A 23773-nucleotide genomic window follows, 5' to 3' on the forward strand; every position below is an offset into this window, starting at 1 on the left:
ACAAATTGATTAATTCACAAACAATATATGAGCAAGCAAAGTAAACGTAGAGAAGCTTTAGTGTATCACGCAAAACCTACTCCTGGAAAGATTCAGGTTGTTCCTACTAAAAAATATGCAACGCAAAGAGACTTATCCTTAGCCTATTCTCCTGGAGTTGCAGAGCCTTGTCTAGAGATTGAAAAAGATAAGAACAACGTCTATAAATATACAGCCAAAGGTAACTTGGTTGCCGTTATTTCGAATGGAACTGCTGTTTTAGGTTTGGGTAACATAGGACCAGAGGCTTCAAAGCCAGTAATGGAAGGTAAAGGTTTATTGTTTAAGATTTTTGCCGATATTGATGTGTTTGATATTGAAGTTGATACCGAAAACATAGATGAGTTTATTGAAACAGTAAAACACATCGCTCCAACATTTGGTGGGATTAATCTAGAAGATATTAAAGCTCCCGAAGCCTTTGAAATTGAACGTCGACTTAAAGAGGAGTTAGATATTCCTGTAATGCATGACGATCAACATGGAACAGCCATTATTTCTGCCGCAGCTTTATTGAATGCCCTTGAATTAGCCGAGAAAAATATTGAAGATGTTAGGATTGTAATAAGTGGTGCTGGTGCTGCAGCTATTTCATGTTCAAGATTATATCAAGCATGTGGTGCAAAACGAGAAAATATGGTGATGCTAGATAGTAAAGGTGTCATAAGAGATGATCGCGAAAACCTTACTCTAGAAAAAGCCGAGTTTGCTACCTATCGGAAAATTGATACACTTGATGAAGCTATGAAAGATGCCGATGTGTTTATTGGCCTGTCAAAAGCAGATATTGTATCCCAAGAGATGCTAAAAGTTATGGCAAAAAAGCCAATCGTTTTCGCTATGGCTAATCCAGATCCTGAAATAAAATATCAATTAGCAATAGATACACGTGATGATATTATTATGGCTACAGGTAGAAGTGATCATCCAAATCAAGTAAATAATGTTCTAGGGTTTCCATTTATTTTTAGAGGAGCTTTAGATGTTCGTGCGACAAAGATTAATGAAGAAATGAAAATGGCTGCGGTCTATGCGTTAGCTAAATTAGCTAAAGAGCCAGTGCCAGAGCAAGTGAATATTGCTTATGGCGAAACACGTTTAACTTTTGGTAGAGATTATATTATTCCTAAACCTTTTGACCCAAGGTTGATTGCCGAGGTTCCTCCAGCTGTGGCCAAAGCAGCTATGGAAAGTGGTGTTGCTCAAGAACCAATAGAAGATTGGGACAAGTATAAAGATATATTGTTGGAAAGATTGGGATCTGATAATAAAATCGTTAGACTGCTTTTAAATCGAGCAAAACTTAACCCTAAACGTGTTGTATTTGCTGAAGCAGATCAGTTAGACGTTTTGAAAGCGGCACAGATTGTTTATGACGAAGGTATTGCAATCCCAATATTATTAGGGCGTCGTGATAAGATCCTTTCTCTAATGGAAGAAATTGAATTTGAAGGCGATTTAGAAATTATTGATCCAAAATCGGACGAAGAAGAAGAACGTAAAAATAAGTACGCCAGAGTATATTGGCAGCAACGTAAACGCAAAGGTGTCACATTGTATTCTGCCGAAAAATTAATGCGTGAACGCAATTACTATGCAGCAATGATGGTTAATGAAGGAGATGCAGATGCATTGATCTCAGGATACTCAAGGAGTTATCCTTCGGTAGTAAAACCAATGCTAGAACTTATTGGGCTAGCACCTGGTTCTACACGAATTGCGACCACTAATGTGATGATGACACAACGCGGACCAATGTTTTTAAGTGATACTTCTATCAATATAAATCCGTCAGCAAATGATTTAACAAGAATTGCTCAAATGACAGCTGGTGTTGTTAAAATGTTTGGAATGGAACCTGTAATGGCCATGATTTCATACTCAAACTTTGGATCGTCAAAAAATCAAACAGCAATTAAAGTTAGAGAGGCCGTAGAATATTTGCATAAAAGACATCCAAACTTAATCGTAGATGGTGAATTACAAACCGATTTTGCACTCAATAGTGAAATGCTACAGGATATATTTCCGTTTTCTAAACTTGCAGGTAGAAAGGTGAATACACTTATTTTTCCAAATTTAGAGTCGGCTAATATTACCTACAAATTATTGAAAGAACTTAATAAAGCAGACTCTATAGGACCTATTATGATGGGAATGAGAAAACCGGCTCATATACTTCAGTTAGATGCAAGTGTAGATGAAATTGTAAACATGGCTGCTATAGCCGTAATTGATGCACAACAGAAAAGTAAAAAGAGAAGCGAATAAGCATAGCGTTTTAGCCAACTGATGACCTTTGAAATGTAAATAATTTTATTACATTTGAGTTTTTAACGAAAGCGAGTAAATGATTACACATATTCAGGGTAAATTGGTGGAAAAAAATCCAACAGATGTTGTTATAGATTGTAATGGTGTTGGTTACCTTTTAAATATATCCTTACATACGTTTTCTCAGATTCCAGATAGAGAGGCTCTCAAATTATATGCGCACTTAATCGTAAGAGAAGATTCGCATACTCTATATGGTTTTTCTTCAGTAGCTGAGCGTGAAATTTTTAAACTTTTATTATCGGTTAGCGGTATTGGAGCAAATACTGCTCGTACGATGTTATCATCATTATCTCCGCAGCAGGTAAAGGAAGGTATCGCTCATGGAGATGTGGCATTAATTCAATCCATTAAAGGCATTGGAGCTAAAACTGCAGCACGTGTTATACTGGATTTAAAGGACAAAGTGCTAAAAGTTTACGATATTGACGAAGTTTCTGTTAATAAAAACAATACCAACAAAGATGAAGCGTTATCAGCTTTAGAAGTTTTGGGGTTTGCTAAAAAGCAGTCCGAACGTGTTGTGGATAAAATTGTGTCTCAGCAACCAGACGCAAGTGTTGAAACTATTATTAAAGAAGCTTTAAAAAATTTATAAAATTTGATTACAACTAACTTTACTATATCAAAATCATTACATCACTTATTATTTGTTCTCGCTTTCGCATTGCTTAGTGGCTTTACTTATGCTCAAACTACGCCAGCAACACAAGATTCAACTAAAACAGGCTTTTCTTTGGGAACTTTAAAGTTCCCAAATCCGCAAAGTATAGTCTCTAAATATACATACGACCCAATTACAGATCGATATATTTATACCGAAAAAGTTGGAAGTTTTAATATTAATTATCCTATCATCCTAACGCCAGCAGAATTCCAAAAGTTGGTCTTGATGGAGCAACAACGTTTATACTACAAACAAAAAATTGATGCTAAAGAAGGAAAAAAGGATGGAACTGAGGAACAACAAAAAAACTTAATCCCTGAACTGTATGTCAATTCTGGGTTTTTTGAATCTATATTTGGAGGAAATACCATTGAAGTTATTCCTCAAGGTTCTGCCGAAGTTGACTTAGGAGTCTTATTCACAAAACAAGATAACCCAACATTTTCTCCAAGAAATCGAAGTAATTTCACATTTGATTTCGATCAACGTATTAGTTTAAGTTTATTAGGTAAGGTTGGTACGCGTTTGCAAGTAACTGTAAATTATGATACCGAATCTACATTTGACTTTCAACAGTTAACAAAATTAGAATACACTCCTACAGAAGATGATATAGTTAGAAAAATTGAAGTGGGTAACGTGGCTATGCCAATAAACAGTTCGTTAATTACAGGTGCCCAAAGCTTATTTGGTGTAAAAACCGAATTGCAATTTGGTAAGACCAGAGTAACTGCCATTTTTTCTGAGCAAAAATCACAATCACAATCTGTGGTAGCTCAAGGTGGAGGAACTGTTGAAGAGTTTGAGTTTTTTGCTAGAGACTATGATGAAAATAGACACTACTTTTTAGCCCAATACTTTAGAGAGACTTACGACGAATCTATGTTGCGCTATCCGTTTATTAATAACAATATTCAAATTACTAGGATAGAAGTTTGGGTAACCAATCGAAGTAATCAAACCGATAATGTTAGAAATATAGTTGCGCTTCAAGATATTGGTGAATTTGAAACTATAGGTCTTAATGGTGGTGTTCCTCCAGCTGGGTTTTTAAGTGGCTCTGGATCTCAATTTCCTGACAATGGAAATAACGCCTTCGATCCTACTAATATTGGTGGAGCAGGTTCATTTTTGTCACCTACTGTAAGAGATATTACAACAGCAGAGCAAGGTATTTTAACTACGGCTAATGAAGGTTTCGACTTCGGAAAATTAGAGAACGCAAAAAAATTAGAGCAAGGAAGAGATTATACATTGAACCCACAATTAGGTTACATTTCCTTAAATCAAAGATTATTAAATGATGAAATCGTAGCCGTAGCCTTCCAATATACGATTGGCGGTGAAGTATTTCAGGTTGGTGAGTTTGCCAATGACGGTATTAATTCAACAGCTACAAATGATGATAATGATAGTGACGGTATTCCAAACATTGCCGATGTTGATCAAGATGGTGATGGTACTCCTGATAATGGTACTGATACAGATGGCGATGGTATAAACGATCAAACAGATTCTGATGTTGATGGTGATGGGCTTATAGATAACGGACCAGATACAAATGCAGATGGAATTAATGACAGCTTTGTTGTGGCCGAAGGTTCTACTCAAAGTTTAATCGTTAAAATGTTAAAGAGTCCAATCACTGATGTCAATCAACCTATTTGGGATTTGATGATGAAAAACATCTACGATACTGGCGCATTTCAGCTAGATCAAGAAGATTTCAGACTTAATATTTTCTATACAGAAGCCTCTCCTTTAAATTACATTGCTCCTGTAGATGGTACAGCCTTCCCAATATTTGGGAATAATACACCTTTTGATAATACAGATGATGGCGAAATTTTAGATACACCTTTAATTCGATTATTTCATTTAGATCGATTAAATTTTAACAACGATCCACAAGCTGGAGGTGATGGATTCTTTGATTTTGTTCAAGGGCAAACTGTATTAACACAAAATGGAAAAATCATATTCACCAAGGTAGAACCTTTTGGACGTTACCTCTTCGATATTCTAGATGATGATGGGAATCCAAATAATAATGATGCCGACTATGAATTAGAGACCTATACTAACCTCAATCAAGAGAAGTATGTATATGATATTCTATATAAGCAAACAAAGACAGCTGCACTAGATGAAGCTGAAAAAAATAAATTTCAAATCAAAGGTCGTTTTAAATCCTCAGGAGGTGATGGTATTCCTTTAGGTGCGTTTAATGTGCCAAGAGGTTCAGTTATTGTAACCGCAGGAGGTCGTACACTTGTCGAAGGTCAAGACTATACAGTTAACTATCAAATTGGTCGTGTATATATTATAGACGAAGCTTTAAAATCTTCAAACATTCCTATTAATGTTTCTGTAGAGAACAATGCTGTATTTGGTCAGCAAACTAGACGTTTTACGGGTGTGAATGTTGAGCATCAATTTAATGAAAACTTTGTTTTAGGAGCAACATTATTAAACTTGAATGAGCGCCCAATTACTCAAAAAGCCAACTATAATACCGAACCAATAAATAATACCATTTTTGGATTTAACGGAAACTATTCTACCGAAGTTCCTTTCTTTACACGATTAGTAAACAAGCTGCCAAATATAGATACTGATGCACCATCAAATCTATCGGTAAGAGGTGAATTTGCTTATTTAGCTCCTGGAGCTCCAAAGGGAACCGACTTTAATAGTGAAGCGACAGCTTATGTAGATGATTTTGAAGGTACACAAGGTGCAATAGATTTACTGTCACCACAATCTTGGTTCTTATCAAGTAGACCACGAACAGTGAATGGTGTTGCTGAAAATGATCCTATCAATAGTCCTGGAATTGAAAATGGATATGATAGAGCATTCTTGAACTGGTATACAATCGATCCTATTTTTTATAGCAATCAAAGACCAGATGATATTGGTGATGATGATGTGTCAGATTTATATACAAGACGAGTGTTTATAGATGAGGTTTTCCCTGAAATAGATATTGCACAAGGGCAAACAACAGTGATCAATACTTTAGACCTCGTGTATTATCCAACAGAAAGAGGACCATACAACTTTGATCCAAGTGCAGCAAATGACAACTTAGACCCTTCAACAAGTTGGGCAGGAATTACTAGACAAATTACATCAACAGATTTTGAGCAGGCCAATGTAGAATACATCGAGTTTTGGCTTCAAGATCCATTCTTGAATGAACCGGCTGGTAGTGGTTTATCTGGAAAACTATATGTGAATCTCGGGAATATTTCCGAAGATGTTTTGAAGGATGGTAAAAAACAATATGAAAATGGATTACCAGAAGATGGTGATATTACACCTTTATTACCACAAACTGCTTTTGAAACTGTTGTTCCGAGGAACCAATCTCTAATTTATACTTTCTCTACAGGAGGTCAAGAACGTACCAATCAAGATGTAGGTTATGATGGTTATGATGATGTCGAAGAAGCAACGCAATTTACTAATGGCGGATTGTTTGGTCCAGATCCAGCAAAAGATAATTATACTTATTACTTAAATACTACTGGAAATATTTTTGAACGTTATAAGCAATATAATGGTCTAGAAGGAAACTCTCCTGATGTCTTTACCGATACTAATAGAGGATCTACACCACAGCCAGATGTTGAGGATATCAATAGAGATAACACAATGAATACGATTGATAGTTACTATCAATATGAAATTGAAATTAACCAAAATACACTTGATCTCAATAATCCTCAAATCAATGATATTAAAGATAGAGATGTGACTTTGCCTAATGGTCAAACAGCATCTGTGAGATGGTATCAATTTAGAGTTCCTATTGGAGAAAGCCCTTTTAGAACTGCTGTTGGAGGTATATCTGATATTCGATCTGTACGTTTTGCTCGTTTATTTTTAGAAGACTTTACGCAAACAACTGTCTTGCGTTTTGCAACATTAGACCTAGTACGTAGTGATTGGAGACGTTATACTTTAACTTTAGATGACGAACCAAATAATGAAAACGACAATACCGAATTTACAGTAGGAGTTGTTGGGCTTCAAGAAAATGATGGTAACTATGTATTGCCTCCAGGTGTTGTATTAGAACAACTGAACAACAATAATAATATCATTAGACAGAATGAACAATCCTTACAAGTTGAGGTATGTGATCTAGAGCCTGAAGATTCTAGAGGTGTCTTTAAAAATATTAATGTCGATATGCGTCAGTATAATAAACTACGTATGTTTATTCATGCTGAGGAAGGCGAAACAGGACCACTCAATGATGGTGATTTGGTCGGTTTTATTAGAATGGGTAATGACTTTACGCAAAACTTCTATCAAATTGAAGTGCCATTGCAAGTCTCTTCTGGTATGTCTACACCTGAAAGTATATGGCCTGAGGTGAATGAGATTAATATTGAACTGGATGTGTTAGAGCAAATGAAATCTTTGGGTATCGCCAACGGAACATTAGCCAATATTGACCCTACATTTTATGATCTAGTTGATGGCCAACTAACTGAAGTTTCAGAATTTGACCCTCAAACTATCGGTCAGCAACGATTAGCGATTAAAGGTAACCCTAACTTTGGAGATGTACGTGTATTAATGGTAGGTGTTAAGAATTCTGGACAGAGTGGCGCTAATGCCTGTGGTGAAATTTGGTTTAATGAACTACGTCTTGCCGATCTAGACAATGAAGGTGGTTGGGCTGCTGTAGCAGCTTTAGATGCTAACTTTGCCGACTTTGCTAATGTAAGTGCAACAGGAAGAAAAAGTACAATAGGTTTTGGTTCAGTAGAACAACGACCAAATGAAAGAAGTCGAGAAGATGTCGAGCAATATGACGTCGTAACTAATTTAAACCTCGGACAATTATTACCTAAAAAATGGGGTATTCAATTACCATTTAATTATGCTGTAGGTGAACAAATCATTACACCAGAGTATGATGAATTCTATAGAGATATTAAATTACAAACTCAATTAGATAATACGACCAATCAAGATTCAATTTTAAAAGTTAATGAGAATTATACTAAACGAAAGAGTATTAACTTTATTGGTGTAAGAAAAAATAGAACCACAGATAAAAAGCCACGCTTTTACGATGTGGAGAACTTGACATTTAACTATTCTTATAATAAAGAAGAGCGACGTGATTTTGAAATTGAACGTTCGTTAAGTCAAAATGTTAGAGCAGGTGTAAATTATAACTATACCTTCGAGCCTAAGAGTATTGAACCTTTTAAGAAGAATGATTCTTTGTTTACTGGTAAGTATTGGAAGATCTTAAAAGATTTTAATTTCAACCCAATTCCAACGAGTTTTTCTGTCAATACAGATATTATTCGTCAGTTTAATAAACAAAAATTTAGAGAGGTTGATTTGACAGGAGACAATATTGGTTTGGAAGAATTATTCCGAAGAAACTATAATTTCAATACGCAATATGCGATTAATTATAATTTAACAAAAGCCTTAAGTCTAAACTTTACGGCTTCCAACACTAATATTGTTAGAAATTATTTTGTTGATGATGTCATTAATGGTAGACAAGATCCAAGCTTAGATGTTTGGGATGGATTCTTTGATTTAGGAGATCCAAATATTCAAAATCAACAGCTGCAAGTTAATTATGAGATACCGTTGTATAAAATTCCTACTTTGAGTTTTATGCGTGCCACCTATTCGTATACTGGAGATTTTCAATGGCAAAAAGGATCAGATTTAAATAGCAACTTACCAATACAAAATGAAGATGGATCATTTACATCTTTCAATTTGGGTAATTCTATCCAAAATGCAAACACACATAACATCAACTCTACATTTAATTTAGAAACGTTATATAAATATGTTGGTTTAACCAAAAAGAATACAAGAGGTTCAAGATCTAGAGGAGCAACACCAGCGGCATTGAGTAAAGATGGGAAATCAACCGCAGCTGCGCGTGGTAATGCTAATCAACCAGCCAAGAAAAGTGCTGGATCTAAAATCCTAAATGGCGCTTTAGATATACTAACTTCGGTAAAACGTGTACAAATTAATTATACGGAAAACAATGGATCTTATTTACCTGGTTATTTGAGAACTCCAGGATTTATAGGAACATTTAAGCCTACATTAGGTTATACGTTTGGTAGCCAACGTGACATTAGAGATCTTGCTGCAAGAAATGGATGGTTAACTGTTTTTCCAGATTTCAACCAACAGTATAGTGAAACAACCAATCGTATCTTAGATATATCGGCAGATGTTGAACTGATCAAAGATTTAAATATTGACCTTACTGGTGGACGTGTATACTCTGAAAACACGACGCAAAACTTTAATACAACAGATACAACTGGTGACGGATTTAGTAATGTTTACAATGCATTAATTACAAACTCCTTCGGAAACTTTAATATTTCAACGGCATTAATAAAAACGGCATTTAGTAAAAGTGATGAAACCCAATCTGCTGCATTTGAAGATTTCAGAAATAACAGATTAATTGTCGCAAGACGATTAGCAAGAAACTTTTATGGGAACGATAACTTTGCTGTTGATGGCGAAGGATTTCCACTTGGGTTTGGTAAGAACAGTCAAGCAGTATTATTACCATCGTTTTTAGCAGCTTATAAAGGAACTAATCCTGATAAGATTAGTTTGTCTGCCTTTAGAGATATTCCAATTCCTAACTGGCAATTAAAATATACTGGTTTCATGAAAATGAAGTGGTTTAAAAAGAACTTCAAACGTTTCTCAATTACACATGGATACCGTTCAAGCTATACGATAAATCAGTTTAGAACAAACCTAGATTTAGATCCAACGTTATTACAGCCAGGTGTTGCTTATGAAAACCAAAACCCAGATGTATTAGATCAATCAGGTAACTTTAAAAATGGAACAGTATTTAGTAATATCAATTTAGAAGAACAATTTAGTCCATTATTTAGATTGGATTTCGAAATGAAAAATTCGATTAAGATCTTAGCCGAAATGAAAAAGGATAGAATTTTATCGATGAGTTTTGATAATAATTTGTTGACCGAAATTCAAGGTAAAGAATATATTCTCGGCTTGGGTTATCGTATTAAGGACCTTCGTATTCGTTCTAAGCTTGCTGGACCAAGACAAGTCATTAAAAGTGACCTAAACATGAAGGCAGATGTGTCGGTTAGAAATAACAAAACTATTATTAGATATTTAGATATTGAGAATAATCAAATTACTCAAGGTCAAACAATTTGGGGAATAAAGTACACAGCCGATTACGCATTTACCAAAAACCTAACGGCAATTTTCTACTTTGATTACACGTTTTCTGAATATGAGATATCTACGGCATTTCCGCAAACAACAGTGAGAACAGGATTTACATTACGATACAATTTTGGAAATTAAATAGTAATTAAAGTCTAAAAAAATTACATTTGTAGCTATACATTAATTTCAATTTATAAGATGAATATACCATCAGATTTAAAATACACCAAAGACCACGAGTGGGTTAAAATAGAAGGTGATACAGCCACAGTGGGCATTACAGATTTTGCTCAAGGCGAATTAGGAGATATTGTTTATGTTGAAGTGGAAACGGTTGACGAAACATTAGAAATTGAAGAAATTTTCGGTACTGTTGAAGCTGTTAAAACGGTTTCAGATTTATTTTTGCCATTATCTGGAGAGATTACAGAATTCAATGAAAGTTTAGAAGATGAACCAGAAAAAGTGAATTCTGATCCTTATGGTGATGGTTGGATGATTAAAATTAAATTTTCTGATGCTTCTCAAATAGATAGTTTATTATCTGCCGATGATTACAAAGCTCTTATTGGCGCTTAAAAAATGGGCACTTCCCATTGTTATTGCTTATGCAATAGCTTTAACTATTGGAAGTTTGGTTCATATTGGAAGTATTCCAAGCTTAGGCTTTTCGTTTGATGATAAAATTTATCATTTTTTGGCCTATTTTGTATTTACGATATTGGTATTTAATTATTTTAATACAAAACAGATACATCGTGCCATATTAATTTCAGCATGTATTGTTGTTGTTTATGGCATTATTATTGAGGTATTACAAAACATGATAACATCTTACAGAACTTTAGATGTTTATGATGTAGTGGCGAATGCGCTAGGTGTTGTTTTTGCAACTCTTGGATTAAAATTCAGAAATAAACTAAAGTTAAAATAAATTAATCGCTTGCTTTTTTAACAAATAATTGGTTAATTTAGCATTCTTAAAACCTGTTAAACACATGGAACCTAAAAAAAACGTAAAAGCAGATGTAAGTCGAAATAGTTCGCTTTATTTTGCTGTAGGGATGGTATTGATGTTGGCTTTGACGTATATGACTATTAATTATAAGACATACGAAAAAGAAGCAATCGATATTGGCCAATTAGATTTGGATGCACTTGACGACGAAGAAATTCCAATTACTAACCAGGAAATAATTCCACCACCTCCACCACCTCCACCACCAGTAGTGCCAGAGGAAATTGAGATTGTGGAAGATGAGAAAGAAATTGAAGAAACTGTAATCGAGTCTACAGAAACTGATCAAGAAGAAGAAATTGTTGAAGTTGAAGAAGTAGAAGTTGAAGAGGTAGAAGAAGATATTGAAGTACCATTTGCTGTAATTGAAAACGTGCCTATTTTTCCAGGTTGTGAAAGAGAAAAAGGTAACAATGCAAAAAAGCAATGTATGTCTGATAAAATTAGCAAGTTTGTAAACAAGAAATTTAATACAGATTTAGCTAGTGATTTAGGATTATCAGGAAGACAACGTATTAATGTGATCTTCAAAATTGATAAAACAGGAAATATTATTGGTATACAAGCGAGAGCTCCGCATCCAGGTCTTGAAAAAGAGGCTAAGCGAGTAATTGGATTACTACCAAAAATGAAACCTGGTAAACAAAGAGGAAAAGCGGTAACTGTACCATACTCTTTACCAATCTTATTCCAAGTACAAGACTAGATATTTATAGCATATCATAAAATTTCAAAATCCCATCTAAATAAATTAGATGGGATTTTTACTTTGGTATGCTTATTGTGATTTTGTCATAATATTAACATTTTAAATTAAGTATTATGAAAGATTTTGACAAATCGCACAATATTGCTGGTCAGAGCAATACAACAGTGCAAAAATCACACAAGCACGATGCAAATTTACAAAAAAACTCATCGCTGTATTTTCAAATTGGTTTAATTCTCTGCCTTTTGGGCACCTATGCCATGTTTGAAATGCAGTTTGAGAAGAAGACCTCCAAAGGTGACATTGTTTATGTGGAACCTGATGACACAATTTATTACACACCAAACATCGTAATAGAACCAGACGCTCCCAAACAAGAGCCTGTTAAAAAGCAAAAGAAAAAAATTGTCGTTTCTAATAATCTAAAAGCTGTAGATAATAGTGACCCAGTAATTGAGACGCCAGATTTTTTAACAGAGCCACAGCCAAAATCAGGCCCAATAATTGATCCTGATGCATTAACAGACACACCAAAGGTTGATGATATTCCGAAGGTGTTTCCAATGACAGGTGTAGAAATTGTACCTATCTATCCAGGTTGTGAGAAAAAGAAAACCAACACAGATCGTGTGAAATGTATGTCGGATAAATTAGGACGACTTGTACAAAGAAAGTTTAATACCGATCTCGCTAGTGAGTATGGTTTAACAGGTGTACAAAAGATCCAAGTTCAGTTTAAGATTGACCCAAATGGAAAGATCACCGAAGTATTGACAAGAGCTCCACACCCTAGCCTTGAAAAAGAAGCAGAGCGATTAACAAAAAAGATCCCTCAAATGAAACCAGGAAAGCAACGAGGAAAATCTGTGTCAGTTATCTATAATTTACCAATTGTTTTTAAAGTAGATTAATGGTACTTTAATTTTAAAATATGCAAGACGGTTTAAAGAGCTATTTAAGCCGTCTTTTTTATAGCTTGCTTTTTGAAAAAAATAGTATCTTTCGACAACTAATATGATGCGCTTGCTCTATGAAGAATAGCTTCTTATTCATTATCTTTTTTTCTTTTGGTATACTGTCTGCACAAAATGTTTCAACTTTTGAAAAACCACCTATTTATCCAGGTTGTGAATCAGAACCTATCGATGAACTAAAAACGTGCTTTAATAACAAGATAAACACTGAGATATTCAGTTCATTTAAAGTGCCCCAAATTGTTACAGACGACAATTATAAAGGTGAACTTAATGTGCTTTTCGAAATTGATAAGGAAGGAAAGATTAGTGTTCTTTATGTAGATGCTGTTTATGAAGAACTGAAAGAAGAAACTAAACGTTTTTTTGAGAGCTTACCCAAAGTTGCTCCTGCAACTTATAATGGAAAACCAACATTTTATCAATATTCACTTAGTATAAAAATACCTTTAGAAGATCCAGCCGAAATTAAAACGCAAAAAGAAACACCTTCATTAATAGATATAAAGAATACCGAAGACCTTAATGCAGATGTAAGCAATGAATTTGATAGTGTTAATGACGGTATCGTTAAGTATGAGAAATTAGAGTACAGCAGTCAGCTAAATATTCCATTCACACATAATTATTATTCGCGATTTGATCAGCAAATGAATGGACTAGGAACTAATAGTCACACAGCTGCAAAACCATTTATATATGAAGATGTGGCAAAGTATTATGATTTTAAAGCTGAAAAGGAAGCACTAATTAAAGGTAGTGATGCATGGTGGAGTAGAAAATTATGGAATGAACACCTTGTTGCAGTTCAAGGAAAAAACTTTTGGTTCACAGCAGATCCAGTTTTCGATTTACAGTTAGGGACAGATACAGAAGCCGATTTTAGTACTACCTATAATAATACCAGAGGTATATTTATTCAAGGAGGTTTAGGTAAAAAATTTAATTTCACAGCCTCAATCTATGAAAGTCAAGGTCGTTTTGCTCAATATTTCAATGAATATGCAATAAGCCTTGAAGCTGAAGGTGCCGAGCCAATCGTACCAGGAAGAGGCTTGGCCAAACCATTTAAAGATAGAGGTTTTGATTATCCAGTAGCCGAAGCTTACTTGTCGTATACACCTGCAAGCTTTATTAATATTCAGTTTGGACATGGTAAGAATTTTATAGGTGATGGTTATCGATCGCTTCTACAAAGTGATGCGACGAGTCCATATCCATTTTTAAAACTCAACACAACCTTTTGGAAAATAAAATATACCAATACATGGATGTGGTTGAGAGATGTTAGGGCCGAAGTTACAGAAGATGGTGCGTTTCTAACAAAATATATGGCGAATCACTATTTGAGTTGGAATGTATCAAAACGATTAAACATTGGTTTGTTTGAATCTGTGTTATGGTCTAATGATAATGATAGAGGTTTTGATATTAATTATTTAAATCCAGTTATTTTTTATAGAGCAATAGAGTTTTCTACAGGTCAAGATGCCGGAAATGCTATTTTAGGAGCTTCGGCAAAATACAAATGGAATAATAAGGTAAACCTCTATGGGCAATTTATTCTTGATGAATTTTCTTTAGATGATATTACAGGAGGAGAGAAAAGTTGGAAAAATAAGTTTGGCTACCAATTAGGTGTCAAATATTTTAATGCCTTTAAAGTCGATAATTTGTTACTGCAATTGGAGTACAATCGTGTTAGACCTTATACGTATTCTCATAATTCCATTGTACTCAATTATGCTCACAATAATCAACCTATGGCACATCTTTGGGGAGCAAATTTCAGTGAAGCTATTGCTATTGGACGCTATCATTATAAGCGTTGGTTTGCAGATGCTAAATTTATTATTGGAAAGCGAGGCTTCGATTTTAACGAAGGAGATGATTTTGCTAATTATGGTAGTAATATCTACAGAAGTGAAGTTGACCGTAATGCCGAAACTGGAATTACAGTAGGACAAGGTAACACGACCAATGTTTTTCAGGCCGATCTAGGTGGTGGTTACGTTGTTAACCCTGTTACTAACTTAAGGCTATTTACAAATATTACATTTAGAAATTATGATCCGCAAGCCAATACAGCAGCAGCTCTAAATACAAATACGCTATGGTTTACTGTTGGTGTGAGAACCGATTTATTTAATTGGTATAATGATTTTTAAGATTTTATTTCTTTAAACTCACATAAAATGTTCGGCGTATTCGTTCAGAATTTATAAAACCAGTGCCATAGTTTAAATCATCGTACGTTTTTGTAATAGCTTCATTTTTTGCTACTTCATCTTCGGTTTTGCCAGCTTTAATTTCGGCAAGAACAGCAGTTCGTAATGCTTCTAGCATTGTTAAAAATGATTGATATTCCGCCTTGTTGGATAAGGTACCATGACCAGGGATAATTTTGGTTTCATCATCAATAAGTTGAAGTCCGAGCTTAGCGGCTTCAATATAACCATTAACGCTTCCACCAGATTTTAGATCGATGTAAGGATAACGGTCTTTAAAATACGTATCACCAGTATGAAGTACATTACTTTTGGTAAAGTATAAAAGAGCGTCGCCATCAGTATGTGCATTGTCTACATGAAACACACCTATTTTTTCACCATTAACATGAATACTCATTTTATCATTAAAAGTAATTACAGGTAAAGCTTCTTTAGGTTGAGATGTGCCGTCACGTTTTGGTGTGGTTTCTAAACGTTCTCTTACATTGTCGTGTGCAATAATAGTAGCGCCCAGTTTTTGCATATTCACATTTCCGCCAGTATGATCTCCATGGAAATGAGTATTGACCAAAAATGTAATGGGCTTATCACTTAACGCTTTTATAGCTGTATTTATTTTTTCGGTAAGTGGAGCAAATTGATCATCGATTACAAAAACCCCATCGTCTCCAACAGAAACACCAATATTTCCACCAGCTCCTAAAAGCATGTAAACGTGATCAGAAATTTTAACGCTTTCTATCTTAACATTATCAAAACGTTGAGCGTAAACAAGACTTCCGAAGAGAAAAAAAGCAATAATAAAAAATGTAGAATTGTGTTTCATGGTATATTATTTTTAAGCTAAAGTCTCCTAAAGATACTGAAACTTACAGTTTCTAATTGATATTTATGCGTTAAGCTTGTTTCTGAAACATATATAGGTCTTAAAATTATGATTGTGTTGATGAACAGTCTACTATCTTATTCTTATTTTATTATGTTTAGAATTGCCCAAAACCTTTTTTCAGAGTATCTTTGCAAACGCAATAAAAGAGCGAGTATTGAGTACTACAAAATCTTCTGTTAAGCAGGCTTCAATAATTTCAGATTTTAAGGAAATCACCAAGATGAGACTTTCTATAAGTGTTGTGTTCTCGGCACTTGCTGGATATTTACTTGGTGCTATTGAAGTAGATTTTTATACGTTAGTTCTATTGGCATTTGGTGGATACTTTATGGTAGGTGCTTCTAATGCATTTAACCAAATTATTGAGAAAGACTTAGATGCACTGATGGATCGTACCAAAAACAGACCAGTTCCTGCTGGACGAATGAGTGTGCGTTCTGCATTTATAATCGCAACTATATTTACAATTCTTGGTATTGCAGTGCTTTATGTTATTAATGAGAGAACAGCAATGTATGGTGCCATTTCAATTTTCTTATATACCTGTGTCTATACACCGTTAAAAACGAGAACACCTTTAGCAGTGTTTGTTGGAGCTATCCCAGGAGCCATACCTTTTATGTTGGGATGGGTAGCCGCCAGAAATGATTTTGGAATAGAACCCGGAACCTTATTTGCTTTACAGTTTTTTTGGCAATTCCCCCATTTTTGGGCTATTGGATGGTTTTTATTTGAAGATTATCAAAAGGGCGGATTTTATATGCTTCCTACAGGTAAACGTGATAAAGGTACCGCAGTACAAACAATTATGTACACCATTTGGACGATATTGGTGTCTATAGTGCCAGTATTTGGAGTTACTGGAGATTTAAAATTATCAATTGTAGCAGCAATCATTGTATTTGCTCTCGGTTTGTTAATGCTGTATTATGCATTTGAATTATTTAAAAAACGAACAGCTAAAGCAGCAAAACAATTAATGCTAGCTAGTGTGTCATATATAACATTACTTCAGATAGTTTATGTTGTAGATAAATTTATAAGATAAGATGGATTTAACCGAAGGAACAATAGAAGAAAAAAATGATAGAGCCAAACGCATGATGCTTTGGTTTGGGATAGGATCCTTAATCATGTCATTTGCTGGATTAACTAGTGCTGTTTTAGTAAGTAGAAAACGAGATGATTGGTTACACGATTTTACAATGCCAAAAGCTTTTTTAATAAGCTGTGGGTTAATTGTAGTAAGCAGTTTAACATTTATTATGGCTAAACGTGCTTTAAAAAATAGCAATAGAAGCCTAACCACTATAATGCTATTGGTGACTTTTATCTTAGGTGTTGCTTTTATTTATAGTCAGATAGAAGGCTTTAAAGAAATCAAGAATTCGGGATATTATCTTACGGGAGATTCATCGAATGTGACAATGAGTTTTATTTATGTTATTGCTGCAGTGCACATTTTGCATGTCGTGGCTGGACTCTTGTCATTATTGGTCGTAATTTATAATCATTTTAAACAAAAATATTCTGCTACTAAAATGTTAGGGATGGAGCTCTCTGCAACCTTTTGGCATTTTGTAGATATACTGTGGTTATTCTTGTTTTTGTTTTTAACATATTTAGCTTAAATTTTTAATCATTTTTATAAGCTTAAATAGATGATTTAGTCTAGTAAAGACGGATGTTCTTAAATTTTAGAAACGGATGTTTTTTTAGATAGATAAAATGATTATTTTTGTGCAACTTTTAACAACTAAATGCTTTATATGGATAATACAGTAGCAAATACTGGAACAGAAGGCAAAACTTGGGGTGGCGGAAATCAGCCACTAAAAGCGAGTTATGGTAAAATGATGATGTGGTTTTTTATCGTCTCTGATGCCTTAACATTTTCTGGATTTTTAGCAGCTTACGGATTTTCAAGATTTAAATTTATTGGCTCATGGCCAATAGCAGATGAGGTATTTACTCACGTTCCGTTTTTTCATGGGAACTATCCTATGATCTATGTTGCTTTCATGACCTTTATTTTAATTATGTCATCGGTAACAATGGTATTAGCTGTTGATGCTGGTCACCACATGAAAAAGAACAAAGTAACTTGGTACATGTTCTTAACCATTATTGGAGGTTTAATATTCGTTGGTTCACAAGCTTGGGAATGGGGAACATTTATTAAAGGTGACTATGGTGCAGTACAAACTAAAGGAGGAAATATTCTTCAATTTGGTGAATATGTAACTGTAGAAGGAGAACAGAAATTTAAACGTGTTGCATTAGGTGATTTTGTAGTAGCTGAAGAGAAATATAGAACAGAACACGATCGTAAAAATGGATTGTGGTTTGTTCAAGAAGGTACATTACCAACATATACTGTTGATGAAGTTTATAAAGGATTAGAATCTCATTCAAACGTATTGGTAAGAACTCAAATCATTAATGACGAAGGAGAAAAAACAGTGCTTAGTAGAGAAGAATCTCTAATGCAAATAAAGAATAACGGTAAACTGGTTGTTGAAGGAGCTAATCTCCACGTCAATGAATATGGAACCTCATTATTTGCCGATTTCTTTTTCTTTATAACAGGATTTCATGGATTTCACGTATTCTCTGGAGTAGTGATTAATATCATTATTTTCTTTAACGTCATCTTAGGAACCTATGAACGAAGAGGAAGCTATGAAATGGTTGAAAAAGTTGGTTTATATTGGCACTTTGTCGATTTAGTTTGGGTATTCGTATTTACATTCTTCTACCTAGTATAATCAAGAATAAAAGTTAAAAAATGGCACACGCACATAAATTAGAAATATTAAGAGGCTTAATAAAGTTTAAATCAAACACTCAAAAAATTTGGGGAGTTTTGATATTACTATCTATTATTACTGCAGTTGAAGTAGTATTAGGTATTTATAAACCAGAATGGGCTATGGGTAAGGTGATAGGAATGAAACTCCTAAACTGGATTTTCATCATCTTGACAATAGTAAAAGCCTATTATATCACATGGGATTTTATGCACATGAGAGATGAAACTAAAGCGTTGAGACGTATGGTTGTTTGGACAGCAGTATTCTTAATTTGTTATTTAGTATTCATCTTATTACAAGAAGGTGGCTATATTGAAAGCATTTACTCAAGTGGTTTTGTTAAAAGAGATTTTTAACATCTTATGATAAATATAAAGTATAGTAAAAGACGGTTTTTTTAAACCGTCTTTTTTATTTTTGCAATATCAAATAAGCGATTAAAAATAGAATTAAAAACTAATGTTTTTAATCATAAAAAATGAACTATAATCGTATAAAATTGTAGACATTAACAGATGGAAAAGAAGAATGTAAAACGAAATGTGGTATTAGGGATTTTATTTTTTCTACCAGTCGGATTTTTGTTAATGTTATACCCTTCAACACATAACTATGATCCCTTAGAAATTGTAGATGAACATGTTTCAGATCTACAATTATTTTCTTCAAGTACTGAAGAAGATATTTTACTTGAAGATCATATTACTGTTTTAGGTTTCCTCGGAAATGATCCTGTGAAGAATGTTATTGCTGCTTCTAATCTAAAGGAACTAGTATATGATAAATTTAAGGGATTTAAAAAATTTCAAATCGTTATTGTATTACCAAAAGGATCTGAAGAAAGAGCTAAGCAATTACAAAAGGAGATTAATAATTATGACGACATGCGTTTTTGGCATTATGTCTTTGGACAACCAAATGATATTAAAACCTTATTTGGTAGTATGAAAACAGAAGAAACACTTGATGACAACTTGTTTACAGATCATGTGTTTATTGTAGATAAAGATTTAAAGCAACGTGGTAGGTTAGACGATAGAGAAGATAAAGAAATAGAGCGAGAAGAGACTATTTATCCACTTTACTCTTACGATTGTATTGAAGTGGCTGAGGTGAAAAATAAGATGAGTGATGACCTCAGGATTCTATTTACAGAATATCGCCAAAAAAGAAAAGGAAAGTTTGATTCGTCAACAAGACGAAAAGAAGATATAAAAACGAACAAAAAAAATAGTGGTATATGAGTGCTAAAAAAACAAATTACTCTTACATAGGTATTGCTTTTATTTTATTAGTCTTCGGAATTATATTCGTTCCAAGAATCGTAGATAGAATAAAAGGTGGTGATGTAACCAGAACAGAAAGTAGAACAAAAGATGTATCGACTGATGCCAAAGGTTATGTGTCAGACCTTCTGTTTTTAGAAATTAATGGTGAAGCTAAAAAAGTACCTCCATTTTCATTTACAAATCACGACGGAAAAACCATTACTAATAAAGATTATGAAGGGAAAGTATATGTCGTAGAATTTTTCTTTACGACATGCCCAACTATTTGTCCGCGTATGAATAGAAACTTAGTTCAGATACAAAATACATTTGCAGATTTTGAGGATTTTGGTGTGGCTTCATTTACCATCAATCCAGATTTTGATACTCAAGAAGTTTTAAAATCTTATGCTGATAATTACGGAATTACGAATCCAAACTGGCACTTAATGACAGGTGATCAAGAAGAGATCTATGCATTGGCAAATATTGGTTTCAATATCTATGCAGGCGAAAACCCAAATGTAGAAGGTGGCTTTGAACATTCAGGAAACTTTGCGCTTATTGATAAAAATGGATTTATGCGCTCGAGAAAAGATGATTTTGGGAATCCAAAAATTTATTACAAAGGTATTATAAGTGAAGAAGAGAAAGTAGATGAAGATGGAGAGACTGAAGAAATAAGTATGCTTAAGGAAGACATTGCTAAACTTTTAAAAGAAGATTAACCCTATGAGTACTCTTGAAAACCCTTCCGAAGAAAAAAAGTACAATAAATGGATCGTAATCTTGTCTATTGCAATTCCGCTTGTTGTCGCAGGTCTTTTCGGAATTAATTTACGCAGGTTAGGTTTTGATGTAGAACCGCTTACCTTTTTGCCTCCTATCTATGCCACAATAAATGCAGTAACGGCTCTTGTTTTAAGTATTGCATTTTGGGCCATTAAAAACAAAAAGCAACAACTTCATGAAAAGTTAATGAAGTTTGCAATTATGTTATCTGTAGCATTTTTGGCAATGTATGTTGCATATCATATGACGAGTGATTCTACCAAATTTGGAGGAGAAGGTGCAATCAAATATTTTTATTATGCTATCTTAATTTCTCATATTGTATTGTCTATTGTTGTCATTCCATTTGTCCTTATCACTTACGTAAGAGCTATTACAAATAATTTTGAACGCCATAAAAAGATAGCTCGTATTACATTTCCAATTTGGTTATATGTTGCCATAACTGGCGTTGTGGTATATATAATGATTTCTCCATACTATGCTTAAATCATGAAAAAACAAGTTGTTTTTACTATTTTATTTTTGCTAATTACGTTTTGGTCAAATGCGCAATGTGCAATGTGTCGTGCAGTCTTAGAAAGTGAAGAAGGACAAACTACAGCCGAAGGTGTTAATGACGGAATTATGTATCTAATGACGATTCCTTACTTATTAGTAGCAGGAGTTGGATTTTTAATTTACTGGAACTTTTTTCGTAAAAAGAAAGAAACCGAATAAAATACAGGTATTTACTGTAACATATTTAGGATTTGGTCGTCATTTAAATATCAATCAAAATATATTTCTTAACAATTAGTTAGCATAAACCATTTTAGGTTTTGCTTAATTTTGTTAGAATTAACCATCCATATTATGATTCAAATCAAAGATTTGCATAAATCTTATCACATGGGAAGCAATTCGCTTCATGTTTTAAAGGGGATTAACTTTGATGTTAAAGAAGGAGAACTTGTGTCTATAATGGGTTCGTCTGGATCGGGAAAATCTACACTACTTAATATTTTAGGAATGTTAGATGAGGCAGATCAAGGTCAATATATCCTAGATAATGTTCCTATTAAAAACTTAAACGAGAAAATAGCAGCTAAATATAGAAATGAATTTCTCGGATTTATTTTTCAATCATTCAATCTTATCAATTATAAAAGCGCGTTAGATAATGTAGCAATGCCTTTATATTATAAAGGGATTAAGCGTAAAGAGCGCAATGATACAGCTATGCACTACCTTGAAAAAGTTGGATTGGCAGATTGGTCTCATCACTTGCCAAGTGAACTGTCTGGAGGACAGAAACAACGTGTCGCTATTGCTAGAGCTCTAGCTAGTGACCCTAAAGTTCTTATGGCCGATGAACCAACTGGAGCTCTCGATACAAAAACATCGTACGAAGTCATGGAACTCATTCAAGGGATTAATGACGAGGGTAAAACAATCTTGGTAGTGACACATGAGCATGATATTGCTCAAATGACAAAACGTATTGTTAATCTTAAAGATGGATTAATTATTGACGATAAAAAAGTACAACAGGTAAGAGCGTCAGAATATGTTTAATATAGAACGTTGGCAGGAAATATTTGAAACCTTAAGCAAGAATAAACTACGAACATTCTTGACAGGACTTTCTGTGGCTTCTGGGATTTTTATTCTTGTTATTCTACTAGGCTTTGGAGAAGGCATGGCCAATGGTATCAAAAAAGAGTTTGAAGATGATGCATCTAATAGGATTCATGTTTGGACAGAAGTGACTTCTAAAGAATATAAAGGTTTGAACCCTGGACGTTATATTCAAATGGAGAATGAAAATTATGAATATTTAGCTAAAAAATATGAAGATGACCTTGAATATAAATCAGCAATTTATAGAATTTGGCAGGGTGCAGTAAATTATAAAACCGAATCAGGTAGTTATAGAATTGAAGGTGTATTGCCAGATTTTCAGTTTATTGAAAATGCAGGAATTACTCAAGGAAGGTTTGTTAATTATATGGATCAAGATGGTTTCGAAAAAGTTGTCGTTATTGGTAATAAGGTTAAACAAGAAATTTTTAAAAACGAAGAAGATCCAATAGACCAACAGATTCAGATAAATGGTATTAATTTTAAGGTTATAGGTGTTTATACTGATCCAGGTGGCGATCGAGAAGAATCAAGAATCTTTACACCAATTAGTACAGCACAACGAGTGTTTAATGGTGCTAATAGAATAAGAAACTTGTCATTTACACTAAAACCAAAAGCAACGTTTGATGAAACACTTGAGGCTTCGGAGCAATTTGTAGAAGAAATGCAACAGTACCTTAAGCAAGTTCATACCATAGCTCCAGATGATATGAGTGCCATTGGAACATTCAATACCCTAGAAGCGTCACAGCGTTACTTTGGGTTAATAGGAAATATTAAGTTCTTCTTTTGGTTTGTTGGTATTTGTACCATCATCGCTGGCGTGGTTGGCGTTAGTAATATCATGTTAATTATAGTGAAAGAACGTACTAGAGAAATAGGAATTAGAAAAGCTATAGGTGCCCAACCTTGGTCTATAATTGGTATGATATTGCATGAAGCAATTTTTGTAACTGCCATTGCAGGATTTACCGGACTAATAGTAAGTATGGGACTTCTAGAAATTTTTGGACCCTATTTAGATATCCCATATGTGATTAACCCATCGGTAAATTTCAATGTAGCTTTATCAACAGTAATAATCCTCATATTAGCAGGTGCAATAGCAGGTTTTTTTCCTGCATGGAGAGCTGTAAAAATAAAACCAATAGAAGCATTAAGAGACGAATAA

Annotated in this window: 19 protein-coding genes; 18 read left to right on the forward strand and 1 reads right to left on the reverse strand. The window is 34.0% G+C overall.

Annotation, left to right across the window (positions count from 1 at the left end; all coding sequences use genetic code 11):
* Positions 1 to 27 precede the first annotated feature (27 nt).
* From Q0783_RS06615 to Q0783_RS06650, 8 genes are all read left to right on the forward strand, one after another.
* On the forward strand, positions 28 to 2310 hold the full coding sequence (locus Q0783_RS06615; RefSeq protein ID WP_298894130.1) for an NADP-dependent malic enzyme: 2283 nt from the start codon (positions 28 to 30) through the stop codon (positions 2308 to 2310).
* A 79-nt stretch (positions 2311 to 2389) separates the two neighbouring features.
* A complete protein-coding gene (ruvA, locus tag Q0783_RS06620) occupies positions 2390 to 2971 on the forward strand; it encodes a Holliday junction branch migration protein RuvA (protein WP_298894132.1) in 582 nt (193 codons plus the stop codon).
* A gap of 3 nt (positions 2972 to 2974) precedes the next feature.
* On the forward strand, positions 2975 to 10420 hold the full coding sequence (gene sprA, locus Q0783_RS06625; RefSeq protein WP_298894134.1) for a cell surface protein SprA: 7446 nt from the start codon (positions 2975 to 2977) through the stop codon (positions 10418 to 10420).
* A gap of 60 nt (positions 10421 to 10480) precedes the next feature.
* On the forward strand, positions 10481 to 10861 hold the full coding sequence (gene gcvH / locus Q0783_RS06630; protein WP_298761469.1) for a glycine cleavage system protein GcvH: 381 nt from the start codon (positions 10481 to 10483) through the stop codon (positions 10859 to 10861).
* On the forward strand, positions 10833 to 11216 hold the full coding sequence (locus Q0783_RS06635; RefSeq protein ID WP_298894135.1) for a VanZ family protein: 384 nt from the start codon (positions 10833 to 10835) through the stop codon (positions 11214 to 11216). Before gcvH ends, Q0783_RS06635 begins: the two co-directional genes overlap by 29 nt.
* A 64-nt stretch (positions 11217 to 11280) precedes the next feature.
* A complete protein-coding gene (locus Q0783_RS06640; protein ID WP_298894136.1) occupies positions 11281 to 12006 on the forward strand; it encodes an energy transducer TonB in 726 nt (241 codons plus the stop codon).
* A 116-nt stretch (positions 12007 to 12122) separates the two neighbouring features.
* Entirely contained in the window at positions 12123 to 12920 is a 798-nt protein-coding gene (locus tag Q0783_RS06645) for an energy transducer TonB (RefSeq protein ID WP_298894137.1), read from the forward strand.
* Positions 12921 to 13039: 119 nt separating this feature from the next.
* Positions 13040 to 15151: a gliding motility protein RemB gene (locus Q0783_RS06650; protein ID WP_298894138.1), complete on the forward strand. Its 2112-nt coding sequence runs from the start codon at positions 13040 to 13042 to the stop codon at positions 15149 to 15151.
* A 4-nt stretch (positions 15152 to 15155) separates the two neighbouring features.
* Here the strand turns inward: Q0783_RS06650 and Q0783_RS06655 are convergent, their stop codons facing one another.
* Positions 15156 to 16040, reverse strand: coding sequence for an MBL fold metallo-hydrolase (locus Q0783_RS06655; RefSeq protein WP_298894139.1), 885 nt, complete (start codon positions 16038 to 16040; stop codon positions 15156 to 15158).
* Positions 16041 to 16257: 217 nt separating this feature from the next.
* Between Q0783_RS06655 and cyoE the strand changes: the two genes are divergently transcribed.
* The 10 genes from cyoE (at position 16258) to Q0783_RS06705 (ending at position 23773) form a co-directional block, all read left to right on the forward strand.
* On the forward strand, positions 16258 to 17151 hold the full coding sequence (gene cyoE / locus Q0783_RS06660; RefSeq protein WP_298894140.1) for a heme o synthase: 894 nt from the start codon (positions 16258 to 16260) through the stop codon (positions 17149 to 17151).
* 1 nt (position 17152) lies between these two features.
* Entirely contained in the window at positions 17153 to 17734 is a 582-nt protein-coding gene (locus Q0783_RS06665; RefSeq protein WP_298894141.1) for a cytochrome c oxidase subunit 3, read from the forward strand.
* Positions 17735 to 17872: 138 nt separating this feature from the next.
* A complete protein-coding gene (locus Q0783_RS06670; RefSeq protein ID WP_298761479.1) occupies positions 17873 to 18871 on the forward strand; it encodes a cytochrome c oxidase subunit 3 in 999 nt (332 codons plus the stop codon).
* Positions 18872 to 18891: 20 nt separating this feature from the next.
* On the forward strand, positions 18892 to 19272 hold the full coding sequence (locus Q0783_RS06675; protein WP_298761481.1) for a cytochrome C oxidase subunit IV family protein: 381 nt from the start codon (positions 18892 to 18894) through the stop codon (positions 19270 to 19272).
* A 159-nt stretch (positions 19273 to 19431) separates the two neighbouring features.
* The gene (locus Q0783_RS06680; protein WP_298894142.1) at positions 19432 to 20160 is read left to right on the forward strand and encodes a hypothetical protein; all 729 of its coding nucleotides are present in this window, start codon (positions 19432 to 19434) and stop codon (positions 20158 to 20160) included.
* Positions 20157 to 20912: an SCO family protein gene (locus Q0783_RS06685; RefSeq protein WP_298894143.1), complete on the forward strand. Its 756-nt coding sequence runs from the start codon at positions 20157 to 20159 to the stop codon at positions 20910 to 20912. The genes Q0783_RS06680 and Q0783_RS06685 overlap by 4 nt, the downstream gene beginning before the upstream one ends.
* A gap of 4 nt (positions 20913 to 20916) precedes the next feature.
* Positions 20917 to 21465 carry a DUF420 domain-containing protein gene (locus Q0783_RS06690; protein WP_298761486.1) on the forward strand — a complete coding sequence of 183 codons (549 nt, stop codon included), beginning with the start codon at positions 20917 to 20919 and terminating at the stop codon, positions 21463 to 21465.
* Between the two features lie 3 nt (positions 21466 to 21468).
* Positions 21469 to 21696: a hypothetical protein gene (locus tag Q0783_RS06695; protein ID WP_298894144.1), complete on the forward strand. Its 228-nt coding sequence runs from the start codon at positions 21469 to 21471 to the stop codon at positions 21694 to 21696.
* 135 nt (positions 21697 to 21831) lie between these two features.
* Positions 21832 to 22533, forward strand: a complete 702-nt coding sequence (locus Q0783_RS06700; protein WP_298761488.1) for an ABC transporter ATP-binding protein — start codon at positions 21832 to 21834, stop codon at positions 22531 to 22533.
* Complete coding sequence (locus Q0783_RS06705; protein ID WP_298761490.1) at positions 22526 to 23773, forward strand: ABC transporter permease; 1248 nt, start codon at positions 22526 to 22528, stop codon at positions 23771 to 23773. Before Q0783_RS06700 ends, Q0783_RS06705 begins: the two co-directional genes overlap by 8 nt.

The sequence above is a fragment of the uncultured Psychroserpens sp. genome, assembly GCF_947500255.1.
Lineage (GTDB): Bacteria > Bacteroidota > Bacteroidia > Flavobacteriales > Flavobacteriaceae > Psychroserpens.